Origin of the sequence: Anabaena sp. FACHB-595 (assembly GCF_048568275.1) — a bacterium.
In the GTDB taxonomy this organism is placed as follows: Bacteria; Cyanobacteriota; Cyanobacteriia; order Cyanobacteriales; family Nostocaceae; genus Trichormus.
On sequence record NZ_CP183473.1, the window covers coordinates 1,036,607 to 1,050,705 of the forward strand.

Annotated in this window: 11 protein-coding genes; 5 read left to right on the top strand and 6 right to left on the bottom strand. The window is 40.8% G+C overall.

Annotated features, from left to right (window positions below; genetic code table 11):
* Window positions 1-342 (top strand): cupin domain-containing protein, encoded by a 342-nt coding sequence (locus ACN222_RS04450; RefSeq protein ID WP_010995072.1) that lies wholly within the window; start codon window positions 1-3, stop codon window positions 340-342.
* A gap of 51 nt (window positions 343-393) precedes the next feature.
* Here the strand turns inward: ACN222_RS04450 and ACN222_RS04455 are convergent, their stop codons facing one another.
* A complete protein-coding gene (locus ACN222_RS04455) occupies window positions 394-735 on the bottom strand; it encodes a hypothetical protein (protein ID WP_010995073.1) in 342 nt (113 codons plus the stop codon).
* A gap of 156 nt (window positions 736-891) precedes the next feature.
* Here ACN222_RS04455 and ACN222_RS04460 point away from each other — a divergent pair, with 156 nt between their 5' ends.
* Both ACN222_RS04460 and ACN222_RS04465 read left to right on the top strand, forming a co-directional pair.
* A complete protein-coding gene (locus ACN222_RS04460; protein WP_044520765.1) occupies window positions 892-6,279 on the top strand; it encodes a trifunctional serine/threonine-protein kinase/ATP-binding protein/sensor histidine kinase in 5,388 nt (1,795 codons plus the stop codon).
* A 190-nt stretch (window positions 6,280-6,469) separates the two neighbouring features.
* Complete coding sequence (locus tag ACN222_RS04465; RefSeq protein WP_010995075.1) at window positions 6,470-7,324, top strand: DUF72 domain-containing protein; 855 nt, start codon at window positions 6,470-6,472, stop codon at window positions 7,322-7,324.
* Window positions 7,325-7,442: 118 nt separating this feature from the next.
* Here the strand turns inward: ACN222_RS04465 and ACN222_RS04470 are convergent, their stop codons facing one another.
* The 3 genes from ACN222_RS04470 to ACN222_RS04480 all read right to left on the bottom strand — a co-directional run bounded on the left by ACN222_RS04470 (window position 7,443) and on the right by ACN222_RS04480 (window position 9,387).
* Window positions 7,443-8,189 carry a DsbA family protein gene (locus ACN222_RS04470; protein ID WP_010995076.1) on the bottom strand — a complete coding sequence of 249 codons (747 nt, stop codon included), beginning with the start codon at window positions 8,187-8,189 and terminating at the stop codon, window positions 7,443-7,445.
* A 94-nt stretch (window positions 8,190-8,283) separates the two neighbouring features.
* Complete coding sequence (locus ACN222_RS04475; protein WP_010995077.1) at window positions 8,284-9,144, bottom strand: sulfurtransferase; 861 nt, start codon at window positions 9,142-9,144, stop codon at window positions 8,284-8,286.
* A gap of 102 nt (window positions 9,145-9,246) precedes the next feature.
* Window positions 9,247-9,387: a hypothetical protein gene (locus tag ACN222_RS04480; protein ID WP_190449634.1), complete on the bottom strand. Its 141-nt coding sequence runs from the start codon at window positions 9,385-9,387 to the stop codon at window positions 9,247-9,249.
* Between the two features lie 97 nt (window positions 9,388-9,484).
* On the opposite strand from ACN222_RS04480, the gene ACN222_RS04485 reads away from it, so the two are divergent.
* Both ACN222_RS04485 and ACN222_RS04490 read left to right on the top strand, forming a co-directional pair.
* Window positions 9,485-10,831 (top strand): GTP-binding protein, encoded by a 1,347-nt coding sequence (locus ACN222_RS04485; RefSeq protein ID WP_010995078.1) that lies wholly within the window; start codon window positions 9,485-9,487, stop codon window positions 10,829-10,831.
* Between the two features lie 332 nt (window positions 10,832-11,163).
* The gene (locus tag ACN222_RS04490) at window positions 11,164-11,442 is read left to right on the top strand and encodes a Calvin cycle protein CP12 (RefSeq protein WP_010995079.1); all 279 of its coding nucleotides are present in this window, start codon (window positions 11,164-11,166) and stop codon (window positions 11,440-11,442) included.
* A 325-nt stretch (window positions 11,443-11,767) separates the two neighbouring features.
* Here the strand turns inward: ACN222_RS04490 and ACN222_RS04495 are convergent, their stop codons facing one another.
* Both ACN222_RS04495 and ACN222_RS04500 read right to left on the bottom strand, forming a co-directional pair.
* Window positions 11,768-12,586 (bottom strand): TlyA family RNA methyltransferase, encoded by an 819-nt coding sequence (locus tag ACN222_RS04495; protein WP_044522754.1) that lies wholly within the window; start codon window positions 12,584-12,586, stop codon window positions 11,768-11,770.
* A gap of 92 nt (window positions 12,587-12,678) precedes the next feature.
* Window positions 12,679-13,464, bottom strand: a complete 786-nt coding sequence (locus ACN222_RS04500) for a phosphate ABC transporter ATP-binding protein (protein WP_010995081.1) — start codon at window positions 13,462-13,464, stop codon at window positions 12,679-12,681.
* Window positions 13,465-14,099 lie beyond the last annotated feature (635 nt).

Below are 14,099 nucleotides of genomic sequence, written 5' to 3' on the forward strand. Positions count from 1 at the left end.
ATGAGCGACACTAGCGTCAAAAAAATAGACTCTCACCATTCCCCCAAAGGTAAACTCGGTCAGAAATATTTAGCATCTGGCAAATCTATCTCTATGCGTCTTTGGGAAGACGAACAACCAGGAGATGATAAACAACCAACTAGCCGCGAATACGAAACCGTCGGTTATGTAATTAATGGTCGCGCCGAACTGCACATTGAAGGGCAAATGATCTTACTAGAACCAGGAAGTTCTTGGACTGTACCCAAAGGTGCAAGCCACACCTACAAAATTCTAGAACCTTTTACTGCTGTGGAAGCAACTAGCCCGCCTGCACAAGTTCATGGCCGAGATGAGAATTGACAAAGAAAGAAAAATATACACACTGGTGGCTGAGGTTAGTGTCAACAGATTCTAAATATTGAGGCGACCTGTGGTCAATAACTGATACCCACCAACAAAACAAGCCATTGAAAGGCAAAATTGCCAAAGACTTGTAGGGTTGAGAATAGCGCGGCTGCTGAAAAAGACCAGGAATATTCCTAACCCCAGTGCTACCCAACCTAAAGCTTTATCCTGACGGGGTAGGACAAATAACATGAGAATTCCAGAGGTGAGAAAAAGTATAGAAGCATCAGCCGCTATACCTCGCCACCAATAGGGATACACGTTAGTAGAGAAATAAATATTTTGACCAAGAAAGTAAACACCAGCAAGTAGTAGTGCTAAACCAATTAGCTTGAATAAAAATCTCATTATCAGAATAGTGATGAGTTCTCAGCTTATATTGCCCAAATCGATTATAGGGTTTTAGCTGTGGGTAATAGACAAAGTTAGAGTTAGCCAAATTATGGGCATACTAAGGGCTAAATATACTACACAGGTTAGCCCTGTCAGATGAGGTCGTTGTCCATGAGTGCAACCGTAGATACAACCGTTTTGCTGTCTGGATATCAGTTGATTGAGCAGCTTTATCACGGCTCTAAAACGCTTGTTTATCGTGGAATACGGCGGACAGATAGTGCAGCGCAACCTGTGGTAATTAAGCTGCTGCAACGCGAGTATCCTAGCTTTAGTGAACTACTACAGTTTCGCAATCAATACACCATCGCCAAAAATTTAAATATTCCGGGTATTGTCCACCCTACTTCTCTAGAACCTTATGGCAACAGCTACGCTTTGGTAATGGAAGATTTTGGCGGGGTGTCATTGGGATCATATAGTCAAACCCACCCTTTGTCTTTGGGAGATGTATTAGCGATCGCCATTCAACTGGCCAATATTCTACATGATCTCTATCAAAATCGTGTCATCCACAAAGATATCAAACCCGCTAACCTGCTGATTCATCCTGAGACGAAAGAAATTAAGCTGATTGATTTTAGCATTGCTTCCTTATTACCCAAGGAAACCGAAGCCGTTAAACATCCCAAAGTTTTAGAAGGGACACTCGCCTATCTCGCACCAGAACAAACCGGACGGATGAACCGAGGTATAGATTATCGTAGCGATTTTTATGCTTTCGGTGTGACGTTGTTTGAACTGTTAACAGGAAAGTTACCTTTTATATCAGATGATCCTTTAGAGTTGGTGCATTGTCACATTGCTAAACCTGCGCCCTCGGTGTGTGCATTACGACCAGAAATTCCCGCAGTAATTGGAGAAATTATCGGGAAATTAATGGCGAAGAACGCCGAGGATCGTTATCAAAGTGCATTGGGTTTGCAGTATGATTTGCAAAATTGTCTAGATCAACTGCAAAATACAGGTAAAATTGAGACATTTGAGATTGCTACACGAGATATTTGCGATCGCTTCCTGATTCCCGAAAAACTTTACGGTCGGGAGGAGGAAGTTGCCACACTACTCAAAGCATTTGCTCGTGTCAGCCATGGTAAATCTGAATTGATGCTAGTGGCGGGTTTCTCTGGAATTGGTAAAACTGCCGTCGTCCATGAAGTTCATAAGCCCATTGTGGAGAAGCGGGGCTATTTTATTAAAGGTAAATTTGACCAATTTAATCGCAGTACGCCCTTCTCGGCTTTTGTGCAAGCATTCCGCGATTTAATGGGGCAATTGTTGAGTGAGAGTGATGAGCAGTTGCAGACATGGAAAACCCAGCTTTTACAGGCTGTAGGGGAGAATGGACAAGTCATTATTGACGTGATTCCCGAATTGGAACGCATTATTGGCGAGCAACCCCTAGCCATAGAATTATCTGGGAATGCGGCGCAAAATCGCTTTAAATTGCTCTTGCAGAACTTTATTCACGTTTTTACTACACCAGAGCATCCCTTAGTTATATTTTTAGATGATTTACAATGGGCAGATTCCGCTTCCCTCAACTTGATGCAAGGATTAATAGGGGAGTCAAAAACAGGTTATTTACTGGTGCTTGGCGCATATCGTGACCATGAAGTATACCCTGCTCATCCGTTGATGTTGACTCTGGAAGCAATTCAGAAAACAGGTGCTACGACGAATACAATTACTCTACAACCATTGAGTTTAACTAGTCTCAATCAACTGATTGCCGATACCCTCAATTGTACAGCAACCTTAGCGCAACCATTAACTAAATTAGTCAACCAAAAAACCAAAGGTAATCCCTTTTTTGCTACGCAATTTCTCAAGGCATTATATCAGGATGGACTAATTTGTTTTGATTTAGCTGCCGGATATTGGCAGTGTGATATTGTCCAAGTGAAGGCAGCAGCATTAACTGATGATGTGGTGGAATTTATGGCGTTGCAGTTGCAAAAATTGCCACCAGTCACCCAAAATATTTTAAAGTTAGCAGCTTGTATTGGCAATGAATTTGATTTAAATACCCTGGCAATTGTATCTGAATTATCTCCAGCCTCAACAGCTACAATCTTGTGGAAGGCATTACAAGAAGAGTTAATTCTTCCCCTGAGTGAAACATATAAATTCTTTCAATCTAGCTCACATCAAACAACAGGCGATCGCCAAATTAAACTCAGTTATAAATTTTTTCATGACCGCGTACAACAAGCGGCTTATTCCCTCATTCCCCAAGAGCAGAAAACGGCAACTCACCTGAAAATAGGTCAACTACTTTTAAAGCACACCCCAGAAACACAATTAGAAAATCGCATTTTTGATATTGTTAATCAATTAAATGTTGGTGTTGATTATGTCACAGATAAGCATCAGAAACAGCGATTGCTGGAATTAAATTTAATGGCTGGACGTAAAGCAAAAGTTGCTACTGCTTACGTTGTCGCTGTCGATTATTTAAATACAGCTATAAAACTCCTGGAAGAAGATAGTTGGCAAAATCAATATGAACTTACCCTGAGTTTGTATGATTTGGTGGCGGAGGCGGAATATTTAAATACGAATTTTCCTACTTCTGAATTACTAGTTAAGGAGATACTTGTACACGCCAAACATACTTTAGATAAAATCAAAGCTTATGAAATTCAAATTCAAGCTTATACAGCGCAAAACAAACTCATAGAAGCGATAAATATAGGTAGAGAGGTTTTAGGTTTACTGGGTATTGATTTGCCCCAAGATGGCGACATGGAAACCATCTTGGCTGAACATAGTCAATTGAAGTCGCTGCTAGGGAAACGGTCAATTCAAGACTTAGTAAATTTACCAGAACTGACGGACTTACAACAAGGTGCAGCCTTAAGAATTTTATGTAGTTTATTTGCCCCGATTTATCTTGCCAAACCGATGCTGTTACCTTTAAAGATATTCACAATGGTGAAAATCTGTACTCAATATGGTAACTCTCCCCAATCGGCGATCGCTTACAGTTTGTATGGATTATTTTTATGTGCATCGGAAGACATTACTGATGGCTATCAATTTGGTCAGTTAGCGATGACAGTGTTGGATAAATTTAACGCCCAAGAGCTAAAAAGTAAAGTTTATCTAACATTTGCTCTGTTTATTAAACATTGGCAAGATAGCATTAGCTCCACTTTAAATATATTTTTAGAAGGTCTGAAATGTGGTCTAGAAACTGGTGATTTGGAATATGTTGGTTATTGTGCCAATTGTTATGCTCAGTTTTTATTCTGGACAGGAGAAAATCTAGAATTTGCCGAAGCAGAAGCTAATAAGTATTGTTCTCTCATGCAGGATATAAAACAAGATATATCTTTAATTTGGGGCAATACATGGCGACAAACTGTCATGAATTTACAAGCTAAAGTTGATAATCCGCAAATGCTAGTGGGTAAATGTTTTGATGAAACCGTCACTCTCCCTGCTTTAATTGCTAGCCGCAATACCAATGGCATTTGTTACGTTTATCTGGCAAAATTATTCTTGGCTTATTTGTTGGGAGCAGATGAGCAAGCTATTAAATACGCCAGTCTATTTGAAGAATACGAGCAGGGTGCGGCTGGTTTATTAATTGTGCCGTTGAAGAACTTTTATCAATCTCTGAGCCTACTTTCCTTATATCCCCAATTGGATACTGAGCAACAATCTCGCTATTTAGAAAAGATTACAAATAATCAACAAAAAATGCAAAAATGGGCAGGTCATGCGCCCATAAATTATCAACACAAATTTTACTTAGTGGCAGCCGAAAAACATCGCGTTTTAGACGAGAAAACAGCTGCTATAGAGTTATACGACCAAGCGATCGCCCTAGCCAAAACCAACGGTTACATCCAAGAAGCTGCCCTAGCTAACGAATTGGCGGCCAAATTCTACCTCAACTGGGGTAAAGAAAAAGTCGCCGCCGGCTATATGCAGGAGGCTTATTACTGCTACGCCCATTGGGGTAGTCCCGCCAAAACCAATGATCTAGAAAGCCGTTATCCTCAACTGTTGCGCCCCATCCTACAACAAGCTATTCAGCCCCTGAGCATTTTAGAAACCTTCACCAGCCTCACTAATTCCGTGCATTCTACCCGTCACCAAAGTTCTTCCAGCGCCAGCATTAACTATATGCTGGATTTTGCGGCGCTACTGCAAGTATCCCAGGCAATTTCTAGCACGATTCAACTAGATAAGTTACTGGAAACTATCACTGAAACGATGCTGGAAAATTCTGGGGCTGATTATTGTGCTTTGATGTTGTGTCAAGAGGGCGAATGCCAAGTCAGAGTAATAGCTAACTCCCAACAAACCACCTTACAATCTACTCCCCTGGAAAACAATCCTACCGTTCCTATCAAGCTCATTCAGTATGTCAAAAATACCTCAGAAACAGTTGTCATCCATGATCTAAAAACCAATATACCGGGTGTGATGAGCAATTACCTAGATCAGCATCAGCCCAAAAGCGTGCTATGTTTGCCGTTAATTAATCAGGGTAATTTAATCGGAATTTTATACCTGGAAAATCAAGTTACCAGTGATGTGTTTACAAGCGATCGCCTCCTGGTTCTCAGATTCCTCTCTAGCCAAGCCGTCATCGCCCTGGAAAATGCTCGTCTCTATCACCAGGTGCAACAAACCCTAGAGGATCTGCAACAAGCACAAGTACAAATGGTGCAGAATGAAAAGATGTCTGCATTGGGTAACTTAGTGGCCGGGGTGGCTCACGAAATTAATAATCCCGTCGGCTGCATTGTCGGTAATATTAGTGCAGCCCAAGAATATATTAACGACCTGTTGGGAGTGATTGACCTCTACCGTGAGCAATTTCCCCAACCCGGTAGGGCAATTGAAAATGAACTAGAGACGATTGACTTAGAATATCTGCGGGAAGATTTGCCCAAACTCATCAAGGCGATGAAAGACGGAGGCGATCGCATTAAAGCTATCAGTGAGAGTTTACGTACATTCTCCCGCGCCGACAGCGACCAAAAACAGCCCTTTAACCTGCACGAGGGTATTGAAAGTACCCTGCTGATTTTACGTCATCGCCTCAAAGCTAACCAATATCGCCCAGCCATTGAAGTTGTCACCGAATACAGCGATCTTCCCCTGGTAAAATGCTTCCCTGGTCAATTAAATCAAGTATTTATGAATATTTTAGCCAATGCCATTGATGCCTTAGATGAATCAAATCCAGGATATAGTTTTGCGGAGATTGAAGCCAACCCCAATCGAATTACAATTCGCACCACTATCGCAGGTGAACAAATCAAGATTGCAATTAGTGATAATGGTCACGGAATCCCAGAAGAAGTAAAAGCCAAAATTTTCGATCACCTGTTCACCACCAAAGGAGTAGGTAAAGGCACAGGTTTAGGATTAGCCATCGCCCATCAAATTATCGTAGAAAAACATGGAGGCGCGATCGCGGTTAACTCTAAACCAGGTATAGGAACTGAGTTTTTATTAACATTGCCAATCTCTTAGAGACTTTCAATTCCCAAAATATTCAATATAGTGTTTTTCGTTTGGATGAGATACACGGGGGATGCAAGACATCGCACCTCTGTAGATTTTTGATGTGTTGCAAAGTTGGTTCTCACTCAATACCCCCAATCCCTTTTAATATTAAGTATGTGAACTCAAAATTTTCCTGTAGACTGTTTTGTCAAAGCTTGTGAACTTCTCTATTGGTTGTGCTGTTTGGGCTTATAAAGGTTGGGTAGGCGAACTTTATCCCCAAGGAAGTCGTGCTGGGGAATTTCTCCATCTCTACAGTCGTCGCTTCACTACCGTAGAAGGTAATACTACTTTCTACGCAGCACCAAATCAAGAAACTGTCAGCCGTTGGGCAAAAGAAACACCACCAGGCTTTGAGTTTTGTTTGAAATTACCACGGGATATTACCCATCAAGGTTTATTAAAACCCTATATTCCCGCCGCTTTAAAATTTCTGGAGGGGATGCAGCCTTTGGGTAAGCATCTCGGCCCTATATTTTCCCAGTTACCACCAAGTTACGCACCAACATTAATTGACGATTTGGCTAGTTTTCTGGAAGCTTGGCCGCGCACAACAGCACCACTAGCCTTAGAAGTCAGACATCCTGACTGGTTTCGAGAACCCCATAAAAGCAATTTGACACAGCTTTTAGAAACGCTGGGTGTAGGAAGGGTACTACTGGATTCACGCCCTATCTACACGGGAGATGATGACCCCCAGTTACAATCAGAACGACGTAAACCCAAATTACCGTTACAATTCAGCGTCACTGCACCTTTTAGCCTGATTAGGTTTATTTCCCATCCTAATTTGGCGGTGAATCAAGTATTTATGGAAGAGTGGGTACAACAAATTCAACAGTGGTTACAAGCAGGGACACGAATCTATTTCTTTGTACATTGTCCTATAGAAGAGCGATCGCCTAACACTGCCCGTCACTTCCAAAAACTATTAGAACAGAACGGTGTACCAGTTCCACCCCTACCCTGGAATCATCTGGACTATCCACCTCATCAACTAAATCTCTGGTAACTTTGGGGGTGTAAGGGGATGAGGGTATAGGGGTGTAAGTGAAAGAACTAACAAGTGGAATCGATATCCCAGCCATTCAACAAAGATTAGAGTTTTATTCACACCCCTACACCCCTAATTAACTAGCCCCAGCCAATTTGTTTTCTATTTCTGATAAGTCTATGCCACCAGAGAAAGTTTTACTATTCATGATGAAGAAAGGTGTGCCAGCAATAGCTAACTTTTGCGCTATTTGGATATCTTTACTAATTGCGGCATCAGCAAGTAGGCGATCGCTGTTAAACTTTTCTAAATCCAAATTGAGTTTTTTGGCAATATCTAAATACAAAGCTTCACCAAGTTGCTTTTGATTGCTAAACAAAGCATCGTGATATTCCCAGAACTTACCTTGCTGAGTTGCTGCCCAAGCCGCCTTGGCTGCTGGCATAGCTTCATTATGAATGGGTATCAGAGGTAGATGTTTATAAACTAAGGTTATTTCACCCGGATGCTTGGCTAGTAATTGTTTCAATGTGTCATGGGCTTTCGCACAGTAAGGACATTGAAAATCAGAAAATTCTACGACTACTGCCTTTGATTGAGTGGCACTAGTAGTAGGAGAATCGCCAATTACCGCTTGTGGATTAGTTTTTAAATCTTGAAGAAATGCCTGCCGTATTTGATTGACTTGCTCTTGTTGTTGCTGTTGGTAAACTTGAACAGAATCAATAATTACGTCTGGATGTTCGCGGAGAATTTGTAGAACCTGTTCTTCTAGTTTGGGACTGATGCGGCTGGCTGCTTGTGCCGGAAAAGACCAGCTTAAAACTAGGCACAATAAACCGAATATCACCCAATTACGTAGATACTGAAATAATTGACGCATAGAAAAATCTGGGAGAAAACAACACGTCCCTAGTATTCCCTGGAATTGTGCGAAATAATAGACTTGTTGCAAAAATGCAAAATGTTAGAAATCATTACAAATTAATCACTTTACTATCAATAGGTAAAGAAAAGTCGCGCGACCATTCGTTCCATGAGCCAAAATAATTTCTGGCAGCAATTCCTACTTCATGCAGAGCCATAATTGTATTAGCAGCCCTAGAGCCTTTAAAGCAGTAGACATATACAGTAGACTCGGAAGTAATACCGACAGATTGACAAATGTCTAAGATTTCTGCTGGGGAACGGAACATAGGGATTCCTGATGTAGATTCCATGAAAAGATGCCATTCCAGCCAGATAGCGTTGGGGATTCGTCCTTTGCGGGGGCAAAAATCAGCACCGTAGGGAGAAGAACTGAGTCCTTGCCATTCGGGGCGATCGCGCACATCTAATTTTATAATGGCTGGATTGTCCAGCGCTTCTAACATCTGGCTTGTCGTCACTATCATCTCGGCTTGGGGACGTAATCTAAAGATAGTGCTATCCCCTTCAGGAACTTCATTGGTGGTAGGTAAACCAGCCGCCAGCCAAGCTTGATATCCTCCGTGTAAAACAGATACCTGAGGACAACCCAAATACTTCAGCAAAAAAGCAGCTCGACAAGATTGTCCGTAGCCTTTATTAAAAGCATCTTCATAGACAATTATCCTCTCCCCCCCAGATATTCCTAAATTGCTCATAATTTTTGCAAAATACTCTTGCAAGTTTGTTAAGCCGGTAGGAGAAGAATCTTCTAAAAGATAAGTGAAAAAATCTCGAATATTGACAGCTTCAGGAATGTGAGCAACTGCATAATCTTCTGGAGCGCGTGTATCGATAATAACGGTTTTAAATGACTTTAGTGCTAATAAAGACGTGAGTTCTTGAGGAGTGATGAGGAATTTTTTATTCACGCTTTCATACTTCTGTTATCGTGCTATTGGGCATTATCGCGCCCAGTTGATTTGCACTTTGAAGTCAAAATAACAGAAGTTGACTATAAATCTAGGTAAGCCTTAGACTGCAACTACTGCCCTTAATTGTGCGTTGGAAATTCGCGTCTTTAAATCAGCTAAAAAATCTTCGTAACCTACAATATCAGATGTACTACCTTGTGAAAATTTAGGTGTATTATCTGCCATAAATACTTTCGTCACCTGACTAACTCTCACTTTACTGTAAGTTGACCAACAATACAGACAGGCTCGGAATTAGATCAAAATAGAAATGTAACTTGTTGTTTATCCTAACCCCGTGCGTAATCTCCAAGAAACTCATTTAAACCGCGCCCGTGCCAGCTTGAGACAAGCACTGTCTTGGTATGGATATCTTCGCAAATCAGGGCATTTATCATCTAACCCAGAGTTGGCAGGTTTGGTGAAACCAGAAATTGAAGTTTTAAACTCCACTCTGAACAAGCTGGACTCAAATGTGATTAGAATCGCGGCTTTTGGTTTGGTGAGTCGCGGTAAGTCGGCGGTGTTAAATGCTTTATTGGGCAGTAAGATTTTGCAAACTGGCCCCCTCAACGGTGTGACTCAATGGCCGCGTTCTGTGCGCTGGCAGCCAGGGGGCAAGGTGATAGTGGAGTTAATTGATACCCCAGGACTGGATGAAATTCAGGGCGAGTCACGGGCGCAGATGGCGCGGGATGTGGTGCGTCAAGCTGATTTGATTTTATTTGTGGTATCTGGGGATATTACCCGGACTGAATATCAAGCACTTCTGGAATTACGGCAGGCGCAGAAACCGCTAATTTTGGTGTTTAACAAAATCGACTTATACCCAGATACAGACCAAGCGGCAATTTATCGAAATTTACAACAACTAGGCGCAGGAAACCCCCAAGCCAAGCCTTTGTTACCTGACGAAATTGTCATGGTGGCGGCGGAACCTGCACCGATGGAGGTACGCGTTGAGTGGCCTGATGGTCGGGTGAGTTATGAATGGGAAACTCCGCCACCCCAGGTAGACGAACTTAAGCAGACCATTTTAAATATTCTCAACCGGGAAGGCCGATCGCTCCTAGCTTTAAATGCCCTGATTCAAGCACGGGACGCAGAAGCAGCGATCGCCCAAAAAACTATTGACATCCGCCAACAAGAGGCGGAAGATATCATCTGGCAATTTACTAAATACAAAGCCCTAGCTGTAGGACTAAATCCCATTGCCTTTATTGATATCCTGGGTGGAACCGTGGCTGATTTGGCTTTAATTCGCTCTCTGGCGCGGTTATATGGTCTGCCTATAACTAGCTACGAAGCCGGAAAAATTTTAAAAACAATCTTCATCAGTTCCGGTGGCTTATTGCTGGGAGAATTAGGCAGTAGCTTTTTATTAGGATTAGGTAAAAGTGCTGCTGCTTTAACTAGTGGTGATAATCCGACAAATGTTACTGCCTTTGCTGGGAGTGCGATCGCTCAAGCTGGAATTGCCGGTTATGGAGCCTATTCTGTTGGCAAAGCTGCCCAAGTATATCTGGAAAAAGGCTGCACTTGGGGTCAATTAGGCGCTAGTACTGTGATTACTGAAATCTTGTCTCAAGTTGACCAAAATACAATTCTGTATCGGCTGCAACAAGAATTAGGCATGAAATATTGAGAATAAATAAATAATATTGCCCTAATTATTACTGTTGTTGAGAAATTGTCAATTTCCATCAAATTCCTCTGATAAATGTGTTCAAATGCGATTTTCAGAGGCAACATAAAAGATATGGCAGTTATTTGCTAATAGTCCAGTTAGCACAGCACTTATACCTGTTTCCATTCAAGATGAAAAGAGAGCAATTCCCAATAAGATTGGCTCACAAAATGGCGGTGTTCACCACTACAATCTTGGGAAAGCCTATCTAAACTGGAAATATCTGCTCTGAAATCAGTTAACTGTTAACTGTTAACAATCACAGCGTAGTCATAAAAAGGCGAAAAACCATGACAATGACCTTCAATGTAGCCCCATCAGGCGCGAACTCAGACAACAACGGGACTACAAATTTAGAAAAAGCCATCCTCGCAGCGATCGCAGAAGCTCGTACTACCTGTGAACAAAACGGTGATGGTTCTCCCAACTGTGCCGTAGCTTGGGATATTGTGGAAGAATTACAAGCTGAAAAGTCTCATCAACAGCAAGCACAAAAACGTAAGAGTTCTCTAGAAAGCTTCTGTGACCTGCATCCAGAAGCCTTAGAATGCCTGATTTATGATGTTTAATTAATGCTAAAGATTGGAAATTTTGGATTTGAAATTGTCATTCAATCCAAAATCGCCAATCTCAAAATTACCCTACATTTCGTGTTGGCTGTTGACGATTGACGGTTGACAATTAACCATCAACTACTAACAAACTATATAAGTCAATACGGTTTAGTTAAGAAAATAGTAGGTTGGGTGTAGCGATAGCGTAACCCAACAAAGTCTTGAGAATGTTGGGTTCCGTTCCTCCACCCAACCTACACCATTCTAAGTTGTTAGTCTTATCTGAACTGTATTGCTATATAAGTGACTATGTAATTTAAAAGCGTAACCAGTCTCTTAATTACGAATTCCCCAAATCAGTCATAGCTGATTTAGTGACTTGTTGGATCGCATTTAAATCTGTTGGTGGCATTTCGCTTTCCATGTTTAACCATAAGAGATATTCGATATTTCCCGCCGGGCCAGTAATAGGTGACCAAGTTAAGCCCTTATACTTCCAGCCTAATTTCTCAGCCGCTTGCCACACCTGAAAAATAGCATCAGCTTGGTCATGGGGATCGCGAACAACGCCTTTTTTACCCACACGAGATTTTCCCACTTCAAACTGTGGCTTAACCAATAGCACTGCTTCTCGTGGGGGTTGAGTTAATTGCCATAAGGCTGGCAAAATCTTAGTTAAAGAAATAAAAGAAACATCCACCACCGCCAAATCGGGAATAGCATCCCCATCACCATATAAATCCTTAGGTTGCAATTGCCGTAAATTAGTGCGTTCGCGCAAAATCACCTGAGGATTGTTTCGTAAACCCCAATCAGTTTGCCCGTAACCCACATCAATACCGTAAACTAGCTTTGCCCCAGCTTGGAGTAAACAATCAGTAAAACCACCCGTAGATATACCTCCATCCAAGCAAACACGGCCATTTACAGAGATGGCGAATAATTCCAAACCCTTAGCCAGTTTCTCACCACCACGGGAAACAAAGCGCGATCGCTCTTTAATTTTAACCTGAGCCGCAACATCAACCTCTGTCCCAGGCTTATCAATTATCTGTTCATTAACAGTCACTTCCCCCGCCTGAATTAGCCTCTGTGCTAAAGTGCGAGAATTACATAAATTTAACTCTACTAATAAATTATCTAATCGCTGTTTAGCCAAATTTACCTGCCACAAATATTCTGAAATACTAATAATATTAATTCTGCCTAATTACTTACATTATTCTTAAACTCGTCGCTGGCTATTACAAATTAACCAAGTCTGCTTAAAACATATTCACGAGTGCGAGAATCATGAGGACTGTTAAACATTTTCTTTGTTAAACCAAATTCAACTAATTGACCAATTCGATTTTCATTGCCTTTAAAAAATGCGGTGAAATCCGATACACGACTAACCTGGGATAAATTATGGCTGACTATCACCATTGTTAATTCAGAACGAAGACGTAAACTCTGAATTAAACTTTCTACTTTCATACTAGCTATAGGGTCAAGACCAAAACAAGGCTCATCCATTAACAAAACTTTTGGCTTAACTGCTAAAGCACGAGCAATACAAAGTCTCTGTTGTTGACCACCAGAAAGGTCTAACGCGGATTTGTGTATTTTGTGTTTTATTTCATCCCATAGATCAGCATCTTTTAGTGCGGATTCTACAATATCATCTATTTCTAATTTCGGTCTCCATCCAACTATTTTCACCCCATAAGCCACATTATCATAAACACTCATGGGGAAAAGATTGGGTTTGGGATGTACCATACTCACTTGTCGGCGTAGCCGATTCAAGTTAACTCGACGCTCATAAATATTTTGATTAAAAAACTCTACCCTGCCTTCTACGCGTACTTCTGACTCTAATTCATTCATCCGATTGAGACATTTAAGAAAGGTAGATTTTCCACAACCACTAGGTCCAATAATAGCAGTTACTTTGCTCTGGTATATCTCCATAGACACCCCCTCAAGTATTTTTTGGGTGTCATAATAAAAGCTGAGATTGTTGACTTTGATGACTGGAATTAGTTTACTCATAAAAAGGCTGGCAATAAATATTGACTCGACAAAGTAGTAAAAATCAGTGCTGTTGTTTCACGATTTGTGAAGCCAATATTGAATGGTCATGCTTCCAGATTGGGAAGACCAGTATTCATTTATAGCTAGATAGCAGTATTTATCAAACAGATATTTGCATTACAATTATTTCCCTTATCTAAAGATATGTGGTATGATTTGGTCAAGTTAAAATCAAGCAGTTAGCAACCAAAACTAAACTTATACTTATTCATGAGTTTAAGATGAGGTAATTTTTTGTTTATAGTTTGAAATTATCTCATTCCTGCACCCCAATATCAGGAAGTATATTACTTTTATTGCCTAAAGATTGGAAATACTAGTGTATACACTGACTAAATCTCATTTTGACGCTCTGATAAATGGTGATAATTAATTCATGAGGCAAATATCTAATACAATACTTGTTTAATCATTTATATCTCTGTATTTTACAAAGTATATAATAATTACTATTTTATAAGATGTGTTAAAAATCTTGGTGAACTAGTGAGCGCATAAGCGATAAAGTTTACCAAGACTTCATAATATTTATTTAGACGCAAGAAATTTACCCAAGAAATTAATTGGGCATTTTCATAAACAATTTTGCTGTC